Raw genomic sequence first — 19,219 nt, 5'->3', positions numbered from 1 at the left:
CGAGCTTGCTCGCGATGGAGGTGAACGATAACGCTGGAAATCAGGCACCCCGCAGCGCTCTCGGGTTTTTCGCGAGCAAGCTCGCTCCTACAGGGGATTTGCCAGCCACGCTGGGATGCGCCGCTCCAGGTAGTATCCCGGCTGCCTCACCGAACCCTCGACAAACCCGACATGCCCACCTGCGGCGTGCAATTCGAACTGGATGCTCGGGGATAACTCGTCGGCTCGGGGCAGACTGTGCGGGAATACGAATGGATCGTCAGCCGCCTGGATCATCAGCGTTGGCGTTTGGATCTGCCCAAGGAAATAACGGCTCGACGCTCGGCGATAATAATCTTCGGCATCGGCATAGCCGTGCAGTGGAGCGGTCACCCGGCCATCGAAGTCCCAGAAAGTGCGCATGTTCTCCAGAGAGCCCAAGGCCGCCAGGGACGCCAGTCCATCTTCGCGCCCGTCATGCTGGAACTGGCGTTGCTTGTTCTTGATGTAGGCCAGCATCTCGCGCATGAAATGCGCCTGATAGACCCTTGAAAAACCCTGGCCGATGCGATCTGCACATTGATCCAGGCGAAAGGGCACCGATACCGCCACAGCACCCTGCAAGCCACTGTCACGGCCACTTTCACCCAGGTATTTGAGCAACACATTACCGCCCAGGGAGTAACCAACTGCGTACAACGGAGCGAGTGGCCGCCTGGCGCGCAGGTGCTTGAGGGTTTCGGCCAGGTCTTCGCTGGCGCCGGAATGGTAACTGCGCGGCAACAGGTTCGGTTCCCCCGAGCAACCGCGCCAGTTCAGTGCGACGCTGGCCCAGCCCCGGGCCGCCAGCGCCTTTTGCACGCCCGCGACATAAGGTGAATTCGAAGAGCCGGTCAGCCCGTGCAAAACCAGCACCAAGGGGGTGTCGGGGCCCTGCGGGCCATGCCAGTCGAGGTCAAGAAAGTCCCCATCCTCAAGCCACAGGCGCTCGCGCTCGCGCTCGCGTTCAATGTGGGTGGTTTTACGCCACAGCGGTCCCCACAATGTCTGCAAGTGCGGGTTGCCAAGGCCGAAGGCGGGGGTGAAGCGTTCTGACGGAGGGGACACGATTACTCTCGAGGCGGCGGCGCTTGCCTCTATTGAGGCAGGCACCTTTTCAGGCGGGTCGATTAACCCGCGATCTGTGCCATACGTTGCCACAACGCGTAGTACACCCGCCCGGATTTCTGCTCCCGATGCAGGCGCCAGTTGCCTGGCAAGCCAAGGCTCGATGGCGCGTTTTCGCTCTCGGTGTAGATCCAGGCCTCGTCGGCCAGCCACTGGCGCTCTTCAAGCAGGGTGCACACGGTTGGCAACAGGTTCTGGTTGAACGGCGGGTCGAGGAATACCAGGTCGTAGGCCACGGCGGCCTGGGTTTCCAGGTAACGCAAGGCGTCGGCCGTCTGGATTTGCCCGGTGGTGCAACGCAGCGTGCCCAGGTGCTCCTTGATGCTCGACACGGCAATGTTGCTGGCGTCGAGCGCCTGGCCCATGGCGGCGCCTCGGGACAATGCCTCGAGGAACAGCGCGCCGCTGCCGGCGAAGGGGTCGAACACTTTCGCCCCGGCGACATAAGGCGCGAGCCAGTTGAACAGGGTTTCACGCACCCGGTCCGGCGTCGGGCGCAAGCCTGGTGCGTCGGGGAAGCTCAGCTTTCGGCTGCCCCATTCGCCGCCGATGATGCGCAATTGATTCACGCCGTTATGCACGTTGTGAACAGGTTTTTTAGGGCGAGAACTGGCCATTAATGCTCCGGAACCCCGAGCGGTTGCTCGGCAGGTTTATCAGTAGGGGCCGGTAACGGCTTTTGCGGCACGGTCGGGCCAGCGCTGACGATGACCATTTTGTCCGTGCTCAGGTGTTTGTTCAATGCAGCCTTGACCTGCTCGACGGTCAGGCTTTGCGACTGGCGCATGAAATCGTCCAGGTAACTCAGCGGCAGGTTGTAGAACCCCATGGCGCCCAGTTGGCCAACTATATCGGCATTACTGGCCGTCGACAGCGGGAAGCTTCCGGCCAGTTCGCGCTTGGCGTCGTCGAGTTCTTTCTGGGTCGGACCTGTCTTGAGGTAGTCGGCGAGGACATCCTGCACCAGTTTCAAGGTTCCTTCGCTCATTTCGGCGCGGGTCTGCAGGTTGATCATGAATGGGCCGCGCGCCTGCATGGGCGTGAAGCCGGAGTAGACGCCGTAAGCCAGGCCGCGTTTCTCCCGGACTTCGGTCATCAACCGAGTACCAAAACCGCCACCGCCGAGAATCTGGTTGCCCATGGACAATGCGGCATAGTCCGGATCTTCACGGTCGATGCCCAGCTGCGCGAGCATCAGGTTGGTCTGCTTGGATGGGAACTCGATGTGGCCGATGCTGGCCTGGGGCTCTACCGGTTGCGCGATTTTCGCCAGTGCCGGGCCTTTTGGCAGGGCGCTGGACACTTGCGCGGCAATGGCCTCGGCATCGGCGCGAGACAGGTCTCCGACCAGGGCAATGACCACGTTGCCAGCGGCATAGGCTTTCTCATGGAAGGCCTTGAGTTGCGCCAAGGTAATTGCAGGAACGGTTTTCGCCGTGCCGTCGCTCGAGTGGGCGTAGGGGTGGTCGCCGTAAAGACGGGTCATCAGCTCCAGGCCTGCAAGTTTGCCGGGGTTCTGCTTCTGGTATTCGAAGCCGGCGAGCATCTGGTTCTTGATGCGCGCAAAGGAGTCGGCGGGAAAGGTCGGTTTGCCCACCACTTCGGAAAACAGTTCCAGGGCCGGCGCGCGTTTATCCGCGGCGCTGAGGCTGCGCAGCGAGGCGAGCGCCATGTCCTTGAACGCACCATTGCCAAAGTCGGCGCCCAGGCCTTCAAAACCCTGGGCGATAGCGCCGACGTCCTTGCCTGCAACGCCTTCGTTGAGCATGGCATTGGTCAGCAGGGCGAGGCCGGGCGCGTCGCCGTCCTGACTGCTGCCGGCGGCGAAAATCAGGCGCAGGTCGAACATCGGCAGCTCGCGAGCTTCGACGAACAGCACTTTGGCGCCTTCGGCGGTGTTCCAGGTCTGCACATCCAGAGAGCGGTGGCTCGGCGCCTTGCCATCGAGCTCGGCCAGGGATTGCAGCTTCTGGCTGGACTTGGCCTTGTCGAGGGCCTCGCTGGCTGTCGAGTCGTCGGGCCGCAGCAGGTAGACGGTCGCGGAGCCGATCAGCGCGACAACGACGAGGCCGATCAGCGCCAGGCGCGGTTTTTTACGCTCACTCATGAGTCGTCTCCTGTGGCAGTACGTGGGCGACGCTGAGACGTTCGCGGGTGAAATACAGCTTGGCGGCCTTCTGGATGTCTTGCGGGGTCACGCTTTCCAGGTCGGCGAGTTCGGTGTCCATCAGTTTCCACGACAGGCCTACCGTTTCCAGCTGGCCAATGGAGGTGGCCTGGCTGGTTATCGAGTCGCGCTCGTAGACCAGGCCGGCGATGACCTGTGCGCGCACCCGCTCCAGCTCTTCAGTGGCAGGTGCGGTGGTTTTCAACTGGTCGAGCAGTTTCCACAAGCCGGCCTCGGCCTGGGCGATGGTTTTGTTTTTCTGGGTGTTGGGGGTCGCCGACAAGGTGAACAGGCTGTCGCCACGGGTGTAGGCGTCATAGCTCGACGAACCGCCGGACACCAGTTCTTCACCGCGTTCCAGTTGGGTCGGGATGCGGCCGCTGTAGCCGCCGTCCAGCAGGGCCGAGATGAGGCGCAGCGCGTTGACCGAGCGCTTGTCTTCAGCCGTGGCGATGCTCGGCACATTGAAGCCCAGCATCAGGCTCGGTAATTGGGTCTGCACGTGCAGGGTAATCTTCCGTTCACCGGGCTCGGCCAGTTCCAGAGGCTGCTTGGCTGAAGGCACGTCACGCTTGGGGATCGGGCCGAAATAGCGCTGGGCCAGGGTCTTGACCTCGTCTGGAGTGACGTCGCCGACCACCACCAGGGTGGCATTGTTCGGCACGTACCAGGATTGGTACCAATGGCGCAGCTCCTCGACCTTCATGCGGTCCAGGTCGGCCATCCAGCCGATGGTCGGCGTGTGGTAGCCGCTGGCCGGGTAGGCCATGGCTTTGAATCGCTCATAGGCCTTGGACATGGGCTTGTCATCAGTGCGCAAGCGGCGCTCTTCCTTGATGACTTCGATTTCACGGGCGAACTCGTCGGGTGGCAGGCGCAGGCTGGCCATGCGGTCGGCTTCAAGCTCGAAGGCGACGCCGAGGCGATCACGGGCCAGCACCTGGTAATAGGCTGTGAAATCGTCGCTGGTGAATGCGTTCTCTTCAGCGCCCAGGTCGCGCAGGATCAACGAGGCTTCACCGGGGCCGATTTTTTCGCTGCCCTTGAACATCATGTGTTCCAGTGCATGGGACAAGCCAGTCTGGCCTGGGGTCTCGTAGCTGGAGCCGACCTTGTACCAGACCTGGGAAACGACCACCGGCGCTCGATGGTCTTCGCGCACTACGACCTTGAGGCCGTTGTCCAGGGTGAATTCGTGGGTGGGTTGGGGATCGGCAGCCAAGGCTGAGAGTGGCAGACAAACTGTGCTGAGCAGCAGGCCTGCAGCGCGGCGGGCAAGAGCATTCATTCGTTTTTAAACCTGTTGGGCGGCCCGCTTGGTCTTAGCGTCGGCGGGCGAGAGGGTGCTAGGATACTGATCCGTTTTAGCGGCGGCCACGCCTATCAAGCCTTGATGCTTGATCAGGTTGTATGGGTTCGCGACGGAAATTCGGCATTTACTGGCAGAGTTCTGCTTTTTCGCCGATTTTGCCGCATCAGTCCTGTGTTAAATCGTTTTCCTGAGGTGTCTCGTACACCTCTACAAAATGTTGCGCGTGAACAAGCTCGATCTATTGCAGTCTGTTCAGCATTGAATATTTATTTGCCGAGGCGCCTGTGGGCGCGTCGCTACCGTGAGATAGCCGTCCTCCATGTTTGGTTCCAACGACGACAAGAAGACCCCAGCTGCGGCTGGCGAGAAGAAAGGCCTGTTTGGATGGCTGCGCAAAAAGCCGCAGGAAACCGTCGTGGAACAGCCACAGCCACTTAATGAGCCGGCTCCAGCGCCGGTACTGGATGAGGAGCCCTCGCCGATTGTCCTGCCGATCGCCGAGCCGGTGCTGCAGCCGATCGTCGAGCCTGAACCTGAAGTCGTGGCTGAGCAACCCTCGACTCCGGTTCCGGTCGCCGAACCCTGGTTAAAATTGCCCGTCGCGGAAGAACCGGTGGCGTTGGTCGAGGATGAACTGGCGCCGCACCTGCCGCCGCCAATCCCGGCACCGACGGTTGTCGCGCCGGAGCCCGCTCAGGCACTGTTTGTGGAGCCGCCTGTCGCCCCCGTGGTGCTGACTGAGCCTGAGCCTGAGCCTATTGCAGTTCCAGTTCCAGTTCCAGTTCCAGCGCCAGCTGCGGTGCCAGCACCAGCGCCAGTGGTCGAGACGTCGGTTGCCGTCATTGAGCCTGTTGCAGAGCCTGTGCGTACCGAAGAATCCAAGGCGGGCTTCTTCGCCCGGCTCAAACAGGGCTTGTCCAAGACTAGCGCCAGCATTGGCGAGGGCATGGCCAGCCTGTTCCTGGGCAAGAAGTTCATCGATGACGAATTGCTCGAAGACATCGAAACCCGCCTGCTGACAGCCGATGTCGGCGTCGAAGCTACCTCGGTGATCATCCAGCGCCTGACCCAGAAGGTCGCGCGCAAGGAGCTGGCCGATGCGGCTGCGCTGTATAAATCGCTGCAGGCGGAGTTGGCCGCGATGCTCAAGCCGGTTGAGCAGCCGCTGAAAATCACCTCGCAGAGCAAACCGTTTGTCATTCTGGTCGTCGGCGTCAACGGCGCCGGCAAGACCACCACCATTGGCAAGCTGGCCAAAAAGCTGCAGCTCGAAGGCAAGAAAGTCATGCTGGCCGCCGGTGACACCTTCCGCGCCGCTGCGGTCGAGCAGTTGCAGGTCTGGGGCGAGCGCAACAAGATCCCGGTGATCGCCCAACACACTGGCGCCGACTCGGCATCGGTTATCTTTGACGCCGTGCAGGCCGCGAAGGCCCGGGGCATCGATGTATTGATAGCCGATACGGCCGGGCGCCTGCATACCAAAGACAACCTGATGGAAGAACTGAAGAAGGTTCGCCGGGTGATCAGCAAGCTCGATGCGGACGCGCCGCACGAAGTGTTGCTGGTGCTCGACGCGGGGACCGGCCAGAACGCCATCAACCAGGCCAAGCAATTCAACCAGACCGTTGAATTGACCGGGCTGGCGCTGACCAAGCTCGATGGCACGGCCAAGGGCGGGGTGATTTTCGCCCTGGCCAAGCAGTTCGGGTTGCCTATTCGCTACATTGGCGTCGGCGAAGGCATCGATGACTTGCGTACTTTTGAAGCAGAACCCTTTGTCCAGGCATTGTTTGCCGAGCGGGAGCGTTCATGATTCGTTTCGAACAGGTCGGTAAACGCTATCCGAACGGTCACGTCGGCTTGCACGAGCTGAGCTTTCGGGTCCGTCGGGGCGAGTTCCTGTTTGTAACCGGGCATTCCGGCGCCGGTAAAAGTACATTGCTGCGGCTGTTGTTGGCCATGGAGCGCCCGACTACCGGCAAGTTGCTGCTGGCCGGGCAGGACCTGGCCACCATCAGCAATGCGCAGATCCCCTTTCTGCGGCGTCAGATCGGGGTGGTGTTCCAGAATCACCAGCTGCTGTTCGATCGCACGGTGTTCAACAACATTGCCTTGCCGCTGCAGATACTCGGCTTGTCGAAGGCCGAGATCGTCAAGCGCGTCGACTCCGCCCTTGAGCGTGTGGCGCTTTCCGACAAGACCGACCTGTACCCGGGCGACCTCTCCACCGGTCAACAACAGCGCGTCGGCATTGCCCGGGCCATCGTCCATCGTCCGGCTTTGCTGCTGGCGGATGAACCCACCGGTAACCTCGATCCGCGCCTGGCGGCAGAGATCATGGGGGTATTTGAAGACATCAATCGCCTCGGTACCAGCGTGCTGATTGCCAGTCACGACCTGGCATTGATCGCCCGCATGCGTCACCGCATGCTGACCCTGCAGCGCGGTCGATTGATCGGTGACGGGGAGGCCGGCGTATGAGTGCGACTCGCAGCCCCAAGGTTTCCGAGCGCGTTGCCCCGAAGGCCGCCGATCCGCAGCCGCAGAAGAAAAAACGCGACGACGATGACGGCCCCGATTTTGCCACGCTGTTCCATGCCTGGATTGAAAGCCATCGGGCCAGTCTGATGGACAGTCTGCGTCGTTTGGGCAAGCAGCCTATTGGCAGCTTCTTTACCTGCATGGTCATGGCGGTCGCCCTGAGCCTGCCCATGGGGCTGTCACTTCTGCTCGGTAACGTCGAGCGTCTAGGTGGTTCCTGGCAGCGTGCGGCGCAGATTTCCCTTTACCTGCAACTCGACGCCAGCCCCGAGCAGGGGGAAGCATTGCGTGAGCAGATAAAAGCTATCCCCGGCGTCGCCGATGCTGAATACGTAGGCCGCGACCAGGCGCTAGAAGAGTTCCAGCAGCAGTCCGGCTTGGGCGACGCGCTCAAGGAGCTGCCGGAAAACCCGCTGCCTGGCGTGGTACTGGTTACTCCGAATGAGGTCGACAAGCCCGCTCTTGAAGCATTGAGACAAAAACTTTCCGAGTTGCCCAAGGTACAGCAGGCGCAACTTGATCTAGTCTGGGTCGAGCGTTTGGCCGCGATCCTGAAGCTGGGCGACCGTTTTGTCTTCGGTCTGACCGTGCTGCTGGTTTCTGCATTACTTTTGGTGATAGGCAATACCATTCGTCTTCATATTGAAAACCGCCGCACAGAGATAGAAGTGATTAAACTCGTGGGCGGCACTGACAGTTATGTACGCAGGCCCTTTCTGTACATGGGCGCGCTGTATGGCTTCGGTGCAGGGATTTTTTCGTGGGGCTTGTTGGCGTTTGGCCTGGACTGGCTGAACGATGCGGTGGTCGGCCTGGCCGGTTTGTACGGCAGTGATTTCGCCTTGGCCGGGGTACCGGTTGCCGATGGTCTGTCACTCTTGCTTGGCGCGGTGCTGTTGGGGTATATCGGTGCATGGATTGCAGTCGCACGCCACCTGCGGGAGCTTGCGCCGAAGTAATATCATTTTGCTCGTATTGACCTTTCAGCGTTTATGGGAACTTATTCTTCGGTTTCCGGTCAATTTTCGCAGTGCTGAACTGCACGAGTTATGTAAGACGGAGGTTTTTTCGTATGACCAATTCTTTGCAACCTGCATATGCTCTGGTCCCGGGTGCGAACCTGGAGGCCTATGTGCACACGGTGAACAGCATTCCATTGCTGACGCCGGAGCAGGAGCGTGAACTGGCCGAGAGTCTCTATTATGAGCAGGATTTGGGGGCGGCTCGGCAGATGGTGCTCGCCCACCTGCGTTTTGTCGTACACATTGCCCGTAGCTATTCCGGCTACGGTCTGGCTCAGGCTGACCTGATCCAGGAAGGCAACGTCGGCCTGATGAAGGCCGTGAAGCGCTTCAACCCGGAAATGGGTGTGCGTCTGGTTTCGTTTGCCGTGCACTGGATCAAGGCTGAGATTCACGAGTTCATCCTGCGCAACTGGCGCATCGTGAAGGTCGCGACCACCAAGGCCCAGCGCAAGCTGTTCTTCAACCTGCGTGGCCAGAAGAAACGTCTGGCATGGTTGAATAACGAGGAAGTTCACCGCGTGGCGGAAAGCCTCGGCGTTGAACCGCGTGAAGTGCGCGAGATGGAAAGTCGCCTGACCGGCCATGACATGGCCTTCGACCCGGCTGCCGAAGCAGACGACGACAGTGCTTTCCAGTCGCCAGCCAACTATCTGGAAGACCACCGGTACGACCCGGCACGTCAACTGGAAGACGCTGACTGGAGTGACAACTCCAACCACAACCTGCACGAGGCGCTGGAAGTGCTCGACGACCGCAGTCGTGACATTCTCTATCAGCGCTGGTTGGCTGAAGAGAAAGCCACGCTGCATGACCTGGCGCAGAAGTACAACGTGTCGGCCGAGCGTATTCGTCAGCTTGAGAAGAGCGCGATGAACAAGCTCAAGTTGTCTATCGCGGCGTAACTCTCGCGAACGAGATGAAAAACGCCCCGATCAGCGATGATCGGGGCGTTTTTGTTCATAAGATCAAAAGATCGCAGCCTTCGGCAGCTCCTACGGACAAATGTGTAGACCTGTGGGAGCTGCTGAAGGCTGCGATCTTTTGCTCTGGGCGTTCATTGCGCCCAAGGCGGCCGACGCGAGCCGTTCAGGCCCAGCAGATAGCTGTCGCCACCCAGCTGGCTCATCTGTTGTCGAACCCATCCTGCGCGTCGCGCAACATAGCTGGTGGGATGGCTCGCGCTCCAGGCTCGCGGGTTTGGCAGGACCGCCGCCAGCAGGCTGGATTGCTGACGACTGAGCCCTTTTGCGCTGACACCAAAGTGGTGCCGCGCTGCCGCCTCTGCGCCAAACACGCCCTCATCCCACTCCACACTGTTGAGGTAAACCTCAAGAATCCGCTGCTTGGGCCAGAGCACTTCTATCAACCCGGTAAACCACGCTTCCAGGCCTTTGCGCAGCCAGCTGCGGCCGGACCACAAGAACAGGTTCTTCGAAACCTGCTGGCTCAAGGTGCTGGCGCCCCGAATCGAACCGCCGAGCTCGTTGTGAGCCAGGGCTTTTTGAATCGCGCCAAAATCGAATCCCCAGTGCTCCGGGAATTTCTGGTCTTCACCGGCAATCACCGCAAGCTTGAGGTCGTCGGAGATCTCATCCCAGGGTTTCCAGGTGCGTTGCAGGTCAATGGGCTCGCCGTCGAACCATGACTCGATCTTGCGCTCGACCATCAAGGCCGTTCCCGGAGGCGGCACCACGCGAAATATCAGCACCAGCAATACGCTGCCGCCCGCGAACCAGAGCACGGCCTTGGTGAATCTTCGTACAATTAAACGCAGCATAGAGATGGCTTGGCCGAACCCGTTGAGCGGGCCATTATACAGACCCTGTTGATCGAGTCTGACTGGAGTTCTCATGCTGCGTGGCTTTCTGATGCTGGCCGCTTTTTTTGGCTTTACCGGAGTTGCCCTGGGCGCATTCGCTGCCCATGGCCTGAAGAGCCGCCTGACGCCTGAATACCTTGCGATATTCCACACCGGCGTCACTTATCAATTGGTGCATACCCTGGCGTTGCTGGGCGTGGCGCTGCTGGCCACACAAATGCAGGGACGCCTGGTCACGTGGGCAGGTGCTTCGTTTGCGATCGGCATCCTGCTGTTTTCCGGCAGCCTGTATGTGTTGACCATGACGGGCATCAGCAAACTTGGGATCATCACCCCGTTTGGCGGGCTGGCGTTTCTGGTGGGCTGGTTTTGCCTGGGTCTTGCCGCCTGGCGCCTGGCCTGAGGTAACCAAACCTCGGTAGGAGCTGCCGCAGGCTGCGATCTTTTGATCTTCAAAAAAGCCAGATCAAAAGATCGCAGCCTGCGGCAGCTCCTACCGGGAGGATTGCGTTTCAAGACGAATGGCTTGGGTCGATCTGGTTGATCGGGCTAGAATGCCAGCCCCTTAAAATGATGGTGGCCTGCGGCATGCGCATTCAGTTGAACGGCGAATCCCTTGAACTGCCCGACGGTGAAACCGTTGCGGCCCTGCTCACCCGTCTGGAACTTACCGGACGCCGGGTAGCGGTCGAGCTCAATCTGGACATCGTCCCGCGCAGCCAGCATGCCGAAACCACCTTGAACGACGGTGATTCAGTCGAAGTTGTGCACGCCATCGGCGGCGGCTAGTCGCCCGGCCCGCAAGGGCACAGAATTCTGCAAGAACCTCACCCCAACAGAGGATTTCCCATGAGCATCGTTCGTAGCGACAAGCCCTTCGTCCTGGCCGGTCGTACCTACCAGTCGCGTTTGCTGGTAGGCACAGGCAAGTACCGTGACATGGAAGAAACCCGCCTGGCCATCGAAGCCTCGGGTGCCGAGATCGTGACCTTCGCCGTGCGCCGTACCAACCTCGGCCAGAACCCGGGCGAACCGAACCTGCTTGAAGTCCTGTCGCCGGATCGCTACACCTTCCTGCCGAACACGGCAGGCTGCTTCGATGCCGCCGAGGCCGTGCGCACCTGTCGGCTGGCCCGGGAGCTGCTGGGCGGCCACAACCTGGTGAAGCTTGAAGTGCTGGCGGACCAGAAAACCCTGTTTCCCAACGTGATTGAAACCCTGAAGGCTGCCGAAGTGCTGGTCAAGGAAGGTTTTGACGTGATGGTCTACACCAGCGATGACCCGATCATTGCCCGTCAGCTGGCGGAAATCGGTGTGATCGCGGTGATGCCGCTGGCCGGTCTGATCGGCACGGGACTGGGGATCTGCAACCCTTACAACCTGCAGATCATCCTCGAAGAAGCCAAGATTCCCGTACTGGTGGATGCTGGTGTGGGTACCGCTTCCGACGCTACGATTGCCATGGAACTGGGCTGCGAGGCGGTGCTGATGAACTCGGCTATCGCCCATGCCCAGCAGCCGGTCATGATGGCCGAAGCCATGAAACATGCGATCGTCGCGGGCCGTCTGGCCTACCTCGCCGGTCGCATGCCGAAAAAACTCTATGCCAGCGCCTCCTCGCCGCTGGATGGTCTGATCAAGTAAGAGCCATTGATGACTGAATCAAAAGAAACGCCTATCCAGCCGGAAGAAGGCGAAGAGCGCCAACACCGACGTATCAAGAGTTTTGTGATGCGCGCCGGGCGCATGACCGAAGGCCAGCAGAAAGGCCTGGAGCAGGGCACGCCACTGTTCGTGCTGCCGCTCGCCGATGCGCCGGTGGACTTCGATCAAGTGTTTGGCCGCTCTGCGCCGCGCTCGCTGGAAATCGGCTTCGGCATGGGCCATTCCTTGCTGGAAATGGCTGCGGCTTCGCCGGAGCAGGATTTCATTGGCGTTGAGGTGCACCGTCCGGGTGTTGGCGCGCTACTCAATGGCGTGCTGACCCAGGGCCTGACCAACCTTCGAGTCTACGATTGCGATGCGATCGAAGTGCTCAACCGCTGCGTGGCGGATAACAGTCTCGATCGCCTGATGCTGTTTTTCCCTGATCCATGGCACAAGAGTCGTCACCACAAGCGTCGCATCGTTCAGGCGTCGTTCGCTGAGCTGGTGCGTAGCAAGTTGAAGGTCGGCGGCGTGCTGCACATGGCCACGGACTGGGAGCCGTACGCCGAGTACATGCTGGAAGTGATGAACGTCGCGCCGGGTTATCGCAACCTGGCCGAAGACGGTAAGTGCGTACCGCGCCCGGCCGAGCGGCCGATCACCAAGTTCGAACGCCGTGGCGAACGTCTTGGGCATGGCGTGTGGGATCTGAAGTTCGAAAAGCAGTCCTGAACGGTAATACAAAAACCTGTGGGAGCGGGCTTGCCCGCGACAGTGGTCTGACAGTCAACGTGGATGTTGAATGTTACGGCCTCATCGCGGGCAAGCCCGCTCCCAAAATGTTTTGTATGTGCTCAAATTCAGCGGCGGTCGGCCACTACGCCGATGAGCACCAACACCACCAACAACACCGGCGCCAGGCTGTAGTTGTTGAACTGGCTCAGGCCTTTGATGATCCACGGCGTGGCGTAGATCAGCGCGAGGCCGCTGCCGACCATGCACACCAAGGCCATCAGCGGGACGCGCAAGGCGCCGGCGATGCTGCCCAGGCGTTGGTCGATCCAGCCCTTGATGTCCGCGCCAAACAGCACCAGCAAACAGCCCACCAGCGCCAGAGAGATCTCCGACAGGTTGCTGCGGCTCCAGCGGGAGACGGTGGCGAGCAGGTCGAGTATCAAATCCATTCGTTTTCCCTTAAGGCTGAAATCAGCTCAGAAATTTCTGCAGCAAGTCATTGAGGAACAGTTGCCCGCGCTCGGTGGCCGCCAGACGTGACGGTTCGACCTGCAACAAGCCGCTTTGTTCGGCCTCGAGGCGGCCTTCGGCGAAGCTTTCCAGACTCAGGCCGGTACGCTCCTGGTACAGCCGCGATTCGACGCCTTCGGTGAGGCGCAAGGCGTTCATCAGGAACTCGAACGGCATTTCTTCATTGGTCAGCGCTTTCTCGCCCGCCTTGAAGCTTTTCGCCGGGTTCAGGTAGTCCTTCGGCAGGCGCGTCTTCCAGGTGCGCACGATGCGCCCGTCCGGATGACTGAGCTTGCCGTGAGCGCCGGCGCCGATGCCGATGAAGTCACCGAAGCTCCAGTAATTGAGATTGTGCCGCGCCGGGCGCCCGGGTTGGGCATACGCCGAGACTTCGTATTGCGCGTAACCGTGCTCGGCGAGCAACGCCTGGCCGGCTTCCTGAATGTCCCACAGTGTGTCGTCTTCCGGCAGCGTCGGCGGCTGGTTCCAGAACACCGTGTTCGGTTCCAGGGTCAGTTGGTACCAGGACAGGTGAGTAGGCTTAAGGGCGATGGCCTGGCGCAGGTCACTCAACGCATCGTCCAGGGACTGATCGGGCAAGCCGTGCATCAGGTCCAGGTTGAAGTTGTCGAACCCGGCCTGACGCGCCATGCCGGCAGCACGGAGGGCTTCGTCACCGTTATGAATGCGGCCCAGGGCCTTGAGTTTCTCTTCCTGGAAGCTCTGGACGCCGATCGACAGGCGATTGATGCCCAGCGCGCGGTAAGCCATGAACTTTTCCTGCTCGAAGGTCCCGGGATTGGCTTCCAGGGTGATTTCGATGTCTGCGGCGAACGTTATGCGCTGCTCGACGCCCTTGAGCAGTCGGCCCAGGGCCGCAGCGCTGAACAGGCTCGGCGTGCCACCGCCAAAGAAGATCGAACTCAGCTCGCGGCCATACACCGCGTGCAGATCCTGATCGAGATCGGCCAGCAAGGCATCGACGTATTCCTCTTCCGGCAGCACCGGGCTGGCCGTGTGGGAATTGAAGTCGCAATAAGGGCATTTGCGTACACACCACGGGATGTGGATGTACAGCGCCAGGGGCGGCAGTACGGCAAGCGCTGCCCGAGGCGGTTGTGCAGCGCCGCCGTAAATCAGCGGCGATGCGGAGGAGTCGTGGGTCATTTCAAGCCCAGACGCAGGCGCAGCAGTTCCATTGCACGGGCGCGGTGGCTGATCAGGTTCTTGTCGCCAGGGCTCAGCTCTGCGCTGGAGCAGTCGCGTTCCGGCACCCAGAACAGCGGATCATAGCCAAAACCATGCTCGCCACTGGCCTGGGTCAGGATGCGCCCTTGCCACAAGCCTTCGCAGAGTATCGGCAGCGGATCATCGGCGTGCCGCACCAGGGCCAGTACACAGACGAATTGCGCGCCGCGTTCGGTTTCAGGTACGTCTTTCAAGGCGTCGAGCAGCTTGGCGTTGTTCGCCTCATCGCCTTGGCCATCAGCGTAACGGGCCGAATAGATGCCCGGTGCGCCACCGAGGAAGTCCACTGCCAGGCCCGAATCATCGGCCAGTGCCGGCAGGCCGGAGATGCGCGCGGCGTTGCGGGCCTTGAGAATGGCATTCTCGACAAACGACAGGCCGGTTTCTTCAGGCTCGACAGTGCTGAATTCGCCGATCGAGCGCAATTGCACCGAATCGCCGAGCATGGCCTGGAGTTCCTTGAGTTTGCCGGCGTTGTGGCTGGCCAGTACGAGTTGGGTGAAGTTCATCATTGGCCGGGGAAAAGCTCTTGGTTGAAATTGATGGTGTTGATTTTATCGCCAGTCTCCACCTGAATATTAAAGGTGCGGGTCTCCTGCTGATCGACCGGGTATTGGGCGATATAGTAAATCGCACCCTGTTCGGTGATCTGGCGGAAGTTGAGCTTTACGCTCTGGCTGGTCAGGTCCTTGATGGTGCCGCTGACCTGGGCCATCAGCGGCTTGCCGTCCTTGAGCACCGAAATGTTGATCACGCCCTGGTTCTTGCTGCGGGTCAGTTCCGCGGCTTTGGCAATGTCCGGCGTCAGGAAGGTGGAATTGAAGGTGTTGTAATGCACCGTCACGTCACCGAATTTTTCCTGGCGTTCACCCTTGATGGCATCGGCGGCCATGGCGGTCACGCTCAGGCAGGCAGTAAATAGAAACAGCGCTAGACGACCCATGTTGGTTCTCCTCGAAATGTCGTGTTTCACACCGCGATCTTGTGATCCTGCAGGCCGGGGCTGCTGACGCGGTAGATGCCGATTTCACCTAATAGATTAGGCCATAGCTTGCTGGCCCACCCGTGGCGATGCTGTTGATCGACAGCCAGCCGATCAATGACCTTGGCTTCACGTTCGCGACACAACTCTTCAAAGTCGCCGAAAGTGCAGAAGTGGATGTTCGGCGTGTTGTACCAAGTGTATGGCAGGAAATCGGAAACGGGCATCCGCCCCTTGCTCGCGAGGTACCAGCGGCAGCGCCAGTGGCCGAAATTCGGGAAGGTGATGATGCACTGGCGACCGACCCGCAGCATCTCGTCGAGGATTCGGTCCGGGTAGTGCACCGCCTGCAACGCCTGGGTCATGACCACGATGTCGAAACTGTTGCTGGCGAAGTTGCCCAGGCCCTTGTCCAGGTCCTGCTCGATGACGTTGATGCCTTTGGCGACGCATTCGGCAATATTGTCCGGGTCGTTTTCCAGCCCGTAGCCGGTCACCTGCTTGTTGTCGCGCAGCCAGGTCAGCAGTTCACCGTCGCCGCAACCCAGGTCGAGTACGCGGCTGCCGGCGGGGATCCATTCCTGGATGATTTCCAGATCGGCTCTCATGATGTCCTCAAAGCGAAATTCGGTTCATGTAGTTGCTGAACGCCTGCAGGTAACGCGGAATCGGAATCAGGAAGGCGTCGTGGCCTTGCGGAGCGTCGATCTCGAGGTAGCACACGTCTTTCTTGGCGGCCATCAGCGCATCCACCAGCTCCCGCGAGCGGGCAGGGGAGAAGCGCCAGTCGGTGGTGAACGACATCACGCAGAATTTGGCCTGGGCGTTGGCGAAGGTTTTCGCCAGGTCGTCGTCGAAATTCGCCGCAGGATCGAAGTAGTCCAGCGCCTTGGTCATCAACAGATAGGTGTTGGCGTCGAAGCGGCCGGAAAACTCCTCCCCCTGGTAACGCAAGTAGCTTTCAACCTGGAACTCGACGCTGTGGAAGTCGTAGTTGAGCTTTTCACTTTTCAGGCCGCGGCCGAATTTCTCGCCCATGGAGTCATCGGAAAGATAAGTGATGTGCCCGACCATCCGTGCCAGCATCAAGCCGCGCTTGGGGATTACGCCTGCTTCCTGGAACGAGCCACCGTGGAATTCGGGGTCGGTCAGGATAGCCTGGCGCGCCACTTCGTTGAACGCGATGTTCTGTGCCGACAACTTGGGGGCCGAGGCGATTGCCAGGCAGTGCCGGATGCGATCGGGGTAGGTAATGCTCCATTGCATCGCCTGCATGCCGCCCAGGCTGCCGCCGATCACGGCGGCCCATTGGTTGATGCCGAGCACGTCCGCCAGGCGTGCCTGGCTGTGCACCCAATCCTCTACCGTGAGCACCGGGAAGTCGGCTCCAAATGGCTTGCCGGTCTCCGGGTTGATGCTGCTCGGGCCGGTGGAGCCATTGCAGCCGCCCAGGTTGTTCAGGCTGACGACAAAAAATTTAGTCGTATCAATGGGCTTGCCGGGGCCGATGCAGCTGTCCCACCAACCTGGTTTGCGGTCGTCGGGGCTGTGGAAACCGGCGGCGTGGTGGTGGCCGGACAAGGCGTGGCAGATCAGCACGGCGTTACTCGCCGTGGCGTTCAGCGTGCCGTAGGTTTCGTAGATCAGGTCATAGGCTGGAAGCGAACGGCCACAGGCCAGGGCCAGGGGTTCACTGAAGTGCGCCACTTGCGGCGTCACCAGGCCAACAGAATCGGCGGGAAAGGCAGTTGGCATCGACCCTGCTCTCGTTGAAATGAGGCGTAAGTCTAAAGACCGGTGGGGTTAGCGGCAAGCAAAGGCCGGGGCTGTTTGTTACTTGTCATACCGAGGCGTTGCCATCGCGGGCAAGCCTTGCTCCAACAAGTCTGCACTTTACCTGTGGGAGCGGGCTTGCTCGCGAAGAACGATACTGCAGTGAGCCTGGGAGTTAGATGAGCAAGCGCAGGATCTGCGGCATCATCGTCATCTCGGCCAGGTTGTTGATGACCAGCATGTCGATCAGCTTCAACACCATGAAGGCGAGGATCGGCGAGATATCCAGGCCGCCGAGGTTTGGCAGGATCTTGCGGAACGGTGCAAGGGCCGGTTCGCAGATCTGGTTGACCAGCTCGGCGCCAGGGTTGTGGCTACCCGGTGCAACCCACGACAGGATCACACTGATGATCAGGGCAAAGAAGAAAATCTTCAGGAACAGCGCGGTCACGCCGATCAGCGACCAGATCAGCAGTTGCAGCGGGTTGCCGGTCGTGCCGTAGGTCAGCAGCAGTGTCAGCGCCATCAGTGCCAATTGCACCAGGATCGCCAGCACCAGGGACGACATGTCCAGGCCAAACATGCTCGGGATAATCCGGCGCAGGGGCTTGAGCAGCGGTTGGGTGGCTTTTACCGCGAATTGGCAGAGCGGGTTATAGAAGTTCGCCCGCACCAGTTGCAGCACGAAACGCAACAGTACGATCAGCAGATACAGGCTGCCGAGGGTTTGCAGCACGTAGACCGCTGCAGTGTTCAATCCAATCATGTAAGGCTCCTTATTGACCCAATTGTTCGGCCATTTCGGCCGAGCGGTGCGCAGCGGCGCCGAGTGCTTTTTCTACCAGCGCTTCAAAGCCGCCAGCCTGGAACGACTTGATTGCAGCTTCGGTGGTACCTGCAGGGGAAGTCACGCGGCGACGCAATTCAGCCGCGTCGACGTCACTGGCAACCGCCATGTGCGCAGCGCCCAAGGCCGTTTGCACGGTCAGTTGAGCGGCGATATCTGCTGGCAGGCCGAGTTTCACGCCGGCAGCGGTCATCGCTTCAATCAGCAGAAAGAAGTACGCCGGGCCGCTGCCGGACACCGCAGTGACCGCGTCCAGCTGCTGTTCTTCGTCAAGCCACAGGGCGATGCCGACGGCGGACAGCAACTCTTCGGCTTGCTGGCGTTGCTCGGCGCTGACTTCGGCCGTAGCGAACAACCCGCTCACACCCTGGCGCAGCAGCGCCGGGGTATTGGGCATGCAGCGCACGATAGGCTGTGCGCCGAGCCAGTTGTTCATGCTGGCGCAGGTAATGCCGGCAGCGATGGACACCACCAGTTGGTTCGGCTTCAGGTTTGGGCGAATCGCTTCGCACACGGCCTTCATCGCCTGGGGTTTGACCGCCAGGACGACCACTTCGGCGTCTTTGATCGCCTCGGCGTTGTCGGCAAATACAGCAATGCCGTGTTCAGCGGCGACTTTCGAGCGGGTTTCAGCGCCCGGATCGCTGGCGCGGATCAGCTCGGCTTCCAGACCTTTGGCGCGCAGGCCGCCGATCAGGCTGGCGGCCATGTTGCCGGCACCGATAAAGGCAATACGAGTCTTGCTCATGTCAGGTCCTTACAAAGAGAGCCATCAAGGCTGCATTGGTTGAGAGCCGCGGGCGCCAAACAGGGCCGTACCGATACGGACCCAGGTGGCGCCCATGGCGATGGCCGACTCGAGGTCGTGGCTCATGCCCATGGAAAGTGTGTCGAGCGGCAGGTTCAAACTGGCTTGCAGTTGCTGTACGGCAGCAAAGGCGGCGTCCTGGGCGGCGCGATCTTCAGTTGGCTCGGGAATCGCCATCAGCCCGCGCAAGCGGATGCGCGGCAATTGGCTGATGGCTTGCGCCAGCGCCGGCAGATCTTCAGGGGTGCAGCCGGATTTGCTGGCTTCACCGCTGACGTTGACCTGGATGCAGATATTCAGTGGAGGCAAATCGGCGGGACGTTGCTCGGACAGGCGTTGTGCGATTTTCAAGCGATCCACGGAATGCACCCAGGCGAAGTGCTCGGCGATAGCGCGAGTCTTGTTCGATTGAATGGGGCCGATGAAGTGCCAGATCAAGGGCAGGTCGGCCAATTCGAGCTGTTTGCCCAGGGCTTCCTGCAGATAGTTCTCGCCGAAGTCGCAGATCCCGGCGGCGTGTGCTTCGCGCAACGCTTCGGCGGGCTTGGTCTTGCTCACGGCGAGCAACTGCACGCTGTGCTCGTCGCGGTGAGCGGCTTGGGCCGCAGCATGGATGCGCGAACTAACCTGTGCGATGTTGTCTGCTATCGTGGACATTC

At 60.5% G+C, this 19,219-nt stretch carries 22 protein-coding genes; 8 read left to right on the top strand and 14 right to left on the bottom strand.

What is annotated here, in order from left to right; all coding sequences use genetic code 11:
- Positions 1-87 precede the first annotated feature (87 nt).
- The 4 genes from AAEZ05_RS01085 to AAEZ05_RS01070 form a co-directional block, all read right to left on the bottom strand.
- The gene (locus tag AAEZ05_RS01085; RefSeq protein WP_350646450.1) at positions 88-1,086 is read right to left on the bottom strand and encodes a hydrolase; all 999 of its coding nucleotides are present in this window, start codon (positions 1,084-1,086) and stop codon (positions 88-90) included.
- A gap of 62 nt (positions 1,087-1,148) precedes the next feature.
- Complete coding sequence (gene rsmD, locus AAEZ05_RS01080) at positions 1,149-1,763, bottom strand: 16S rRNA (guanine(966)-N(2))-methyltransferase RsmD (RefSeq protein ID WP_045059808.1); 615 nt, start codon at positions 1,761-1,763, stop codon at positions 1,149-1,151.
- The gene (locus tag AAEZ05_RS01075) at positions 1,763-3,253 is read right to left on the bottom strand and encodes a M16 family metallopeptidase (RefSeq protein WP_045059809.1); all 1,491 of its coding nucleotides are present in this window, start codon (positions 3,251-3,253) and stop codon (positions 1,763-1,765) included. The genes rsmD and AAEZ05_RS01075 overlap by 1 nt, the downstream gene beginning before the upstream one ends.
- The gene (locus AAEZ05_RS01070; RefSeq protein WP_045059810.1) at positions 3,246-4,601 is read right to left on the bottom strand and encodes a M16 family metallopeptidase; all 1,356 of its coding nucleotides are present in this window, start codon (positions 4,599-4,601) and stop codon (positions 3,246-3,248) included. Before AAEZ05_RS01070 ends, AAEZ05_RS01075 begins: the two co-directional genes overlap by 8 nt.
- Before the next feature lie 343 nt (positions 4,602-4,944).
- On the opposite strand from AAEZ05_RS01070, the gene ftsY reads away from it, so the two are divergent.
- The 4 genes from ftsY (at position 4,945) to rpoH (ending at position 9,093) form a co-directional block, all read left to right on the top strand.
- Positions 4,945-6,438 (top strand): signal recognition particle-docking protein FtsY, encoded by a 1,494-nt coding sequence (ftsY, locus tag AAEZ05_RS01065; protein WP_350646449.1) that lies wholly within the window; start codon positions 4,945-4,947, stop codon positions 6,436-6,438.
- Positions 6,435-7,106, top strand: a complete 672-nt coding sequence (ftsE, locus tag AAEZ05_RS01060; RefSeq protein WP_045059812.1) for a cell division ATP-binding protein FtsE — start codon at positions 6,435-6,437, stop codon at positions 7,104-7,106. The genes ftsY and ftsE overlap by 4 nt, the downstream gene beginning before the upstream one ends.
- Positions 7,103-8,125: a permease-like cell division protein FtsX gene (ftsX, locus tag AAEZ05_RS01055; RefSeq protein WP_045059813.1), complete on the top strand. Its 1,023-nt coding sequence runs from the start codon at positions 7,103-7,105 to the stop codon at positions 8,123-8,125. Before ftsE ends, ftsX begins: the two co-directional genes overlap by 4 nt.
- Positions 8,126-8,238: 113 nt before the next feature.
- Positions 8,239-9,093 carry an RNA polymerase sigma factor RpoH gene (rpoH, locus tag AAEZ05_RS01050; RefSeq protein ID WP_045059814.1) on the top strand — a complete coding sequence of 285 codons (855 nt, stop codon included), beginning with the start codon at positions 8,239-8,241 and terminating at the stop codon, positions 9,091-9,093.
- A gap of 152 nt (positions 9,094-9,245) precedes the next feature.
- On the opposite strand, the gene mtgA is transcribed toward rpoH, so the two are convergent.
- Positions 9,246-9,968, bottom strand: a complete 723-nt coding sequence (gene mtgA / locus AAEZ05_RS01045) for a monofunctional biosynthetic peptidoglycan transglycosylase (protein ID WP_045059815.1) — start codon at positions 9,966-9,968, stop codon at positions 9,246-9,248.
- 73 nt (positions 9,969-10,041) lie between these two features.
- On the opposite strand from mtgA, the gene AAEZ05_RS01040 reads away from it, so the two are divergent.
- The 4 genes from AAEZ05_RS01040 to trmB all read left to right on the top strand — a co-directional run bounded on the left by AAEZ05_RS01040 (position 10,042) and on the right by trmB (position 12,389).
- Complete coding sequence (locus AAEZ05_RS01040) at positions 10,042-10,413, top strand: DUF423 domain-containing protein (RefSeq protein WP_205892050.1); 372 nt, start codon at positions 10,042-10,044, stop codon at positions 10,411-10,413.
- Positions 10,414-10,598: 185 nt separating this feature from the next.
- Complete coding sequence (gene thiS / locus AAEZ05_RS01035) at positions 10,599-10,799, top strand: sulfur carrier protein ThiS (protein WP_007897898.1); 201 nt, start codon at positions 10,599-10,601, stop codon at positions 10,797-10,799.
- Between the two features lie 60 nt (positions 10,800-10,859).
- Positions 10,860-11,654: a thiazole synthase gene (locus AAEZ05_RS01030; RefSeq protein ID WP_122841137.1), complete on the top strand. Its 795-nt coding sequence runs from the start codon at positions 10,860-10,862 to the stop codon at positions 11,652-11,654.
- 9 nt (positions 11,655-11,663) lie between these two features.
- Positions 11,664-12,389 carry a tRNA (guanosine(46)-N7)-methyltransferase TrmB gene (gene trmB, locus AAEZ05_RS01025; RefSeq protein ID WP_045059818.1) on the top strand — a complete coding sequence of 242 codons (726 nt, stop codon included), beginning with the start codon at positions 11,664-11,666 and terminating at the stop codon, positions 12,387-12,389.
- A gap of 128 nt (positions 12,390-12,517) precedes the next feature.
- On the opposite strand, the gene AAEZ05_RS01020 is transcribed toward trmB, so the two are convergent.
- From AAEZ05_RS01020 to AAEZ05_RS00980, 9 genes are all read right to left on the bottom strand, one after another.
- Entirely contained in the window at positions 12,518-12,841 is a 324-nt protein-coding gene (locus tag AAEZ05_RS01020; protein ID WP_205892051.1) for a DUF3392 domain-containing protein, read from the bottom strand.
- A 22-nt stretch (positions 12,842-12,863) separates the two neighbouring features.
- On the bottom strand, positions 12,864-14,069 hold the full coding sequence (hemW, locus tag AAEZ05_RS01015; protein WP_045059819.1) for a radical SAM family heme chaperone HemW: 1,206 nt from the start codon (positions 14,067-14,069) through the stop codon (positions 12,864-12,866).
- Entirely contained in the window at positions 14,066-14,662 is a 597-nt protein-coding gene (rdgB, locus tag AAEZ05_RS01010) for an RdgB/HAM1 family non-canonical purine NTP pyrophosphatase (protein ID WP_205892052.1), read from the bottom strand. The genes hemW and rdgB overlap by 4 nt, the downstream gene beginning before the upstream one ends.
- The gene (locus AAEZ05_RS01005; protein WP_350646448.1) at positions 14,659-15,093 is read right to left on the bottom strand and encodes a DUF4426 domain-containing protein; all 435 of its coding nucleotides are present in this window, start codon (positions 15,091-15,093) and stop codon (positions 14,659-14,661) included. The genes rdgB and AAEZ05_RS01005 overlap by 4 nt, the downstream gene beginning before the upstream one ends.
- A 26-nt stretch (positions 15,094-15,119) precedes the next feature.
- On the bottom strand, positions 15,120-15,740 hold the full coding sequence (metW, locus tag AAEZ05_RS01000) for a methionine biosynthesis protein MetW (protein ID WP_045059822.1): 621 nt from the start codon (positions 15,738-15,740) through the stop codon (positions 15,120-15,122).
- A gap of 7 nt (positions 15,741-15,747) precedes the next feature.
- A complete protein-coding gene (gene metX, locus AAEZ05_RS00995; protein WP_045059823.1) occupies positions 15,748-16,887 on the bottom strand; it encodes a homoserine O-succinyltransferase MetX in 1,140 nt (379 codons plus the stop codon).
- 193 nt (positions 16,888-17,080) lie between these two features.
- Positions 17,081-17,671 (bottom strand): YggT family protein, encoded by a 591-nt coding sequence (locus AAEZ05_RS00990; RefSeq protein ID WP_045059824.1) that lies wholly within the window; start codon positions 17,669-17,671, stop codon positions 17,081-17,083.
- Between the two features lie 10 nt (positions 17,672-17,681).
- Positions 17,682-18,500: a pyrroline-5-carboxylate reductase gene (gene proC, locus AAEZ05_RS00985; protein ID WP_205892053.1), complete on the bottom strand. Its 819-nt coding sequence runs from the start codon at positions 18,498-18,500 to the stop codon at positions 17,682-17,684.
- Positions 18,501-18,524: 24 nt separating this feature from the next.
- Positions 18,525-19,217, bottom strand: a complete 693-nt coding sequence (locus tag AAEZ05_RS00980; protein WP_045059826.1) for a YggS family pyridoxal phosphate-dependent enzyme — start codon at positions 19,215-19,217, stop codon at positions 18,525-18,527.
- Positions 19,218-19,219: the final 2 nt, after the last annotated feature.

Origin of the sequence: Pseudomonas sp. HY13-MNA-CIBAN-0226 (assembly GCF_040310305.1) — a bacterium.
Lineage (GTDB): Bacteria > Pseudomonadota > Gammaproteobacteria > Pseudomonadales > Pseudomonadaceae > Aquipseudomonas > Aquipseudomonas gregormendelii.
This window is presented reverse-complemented; position numbering and strand designations above follow the sequence as displayed.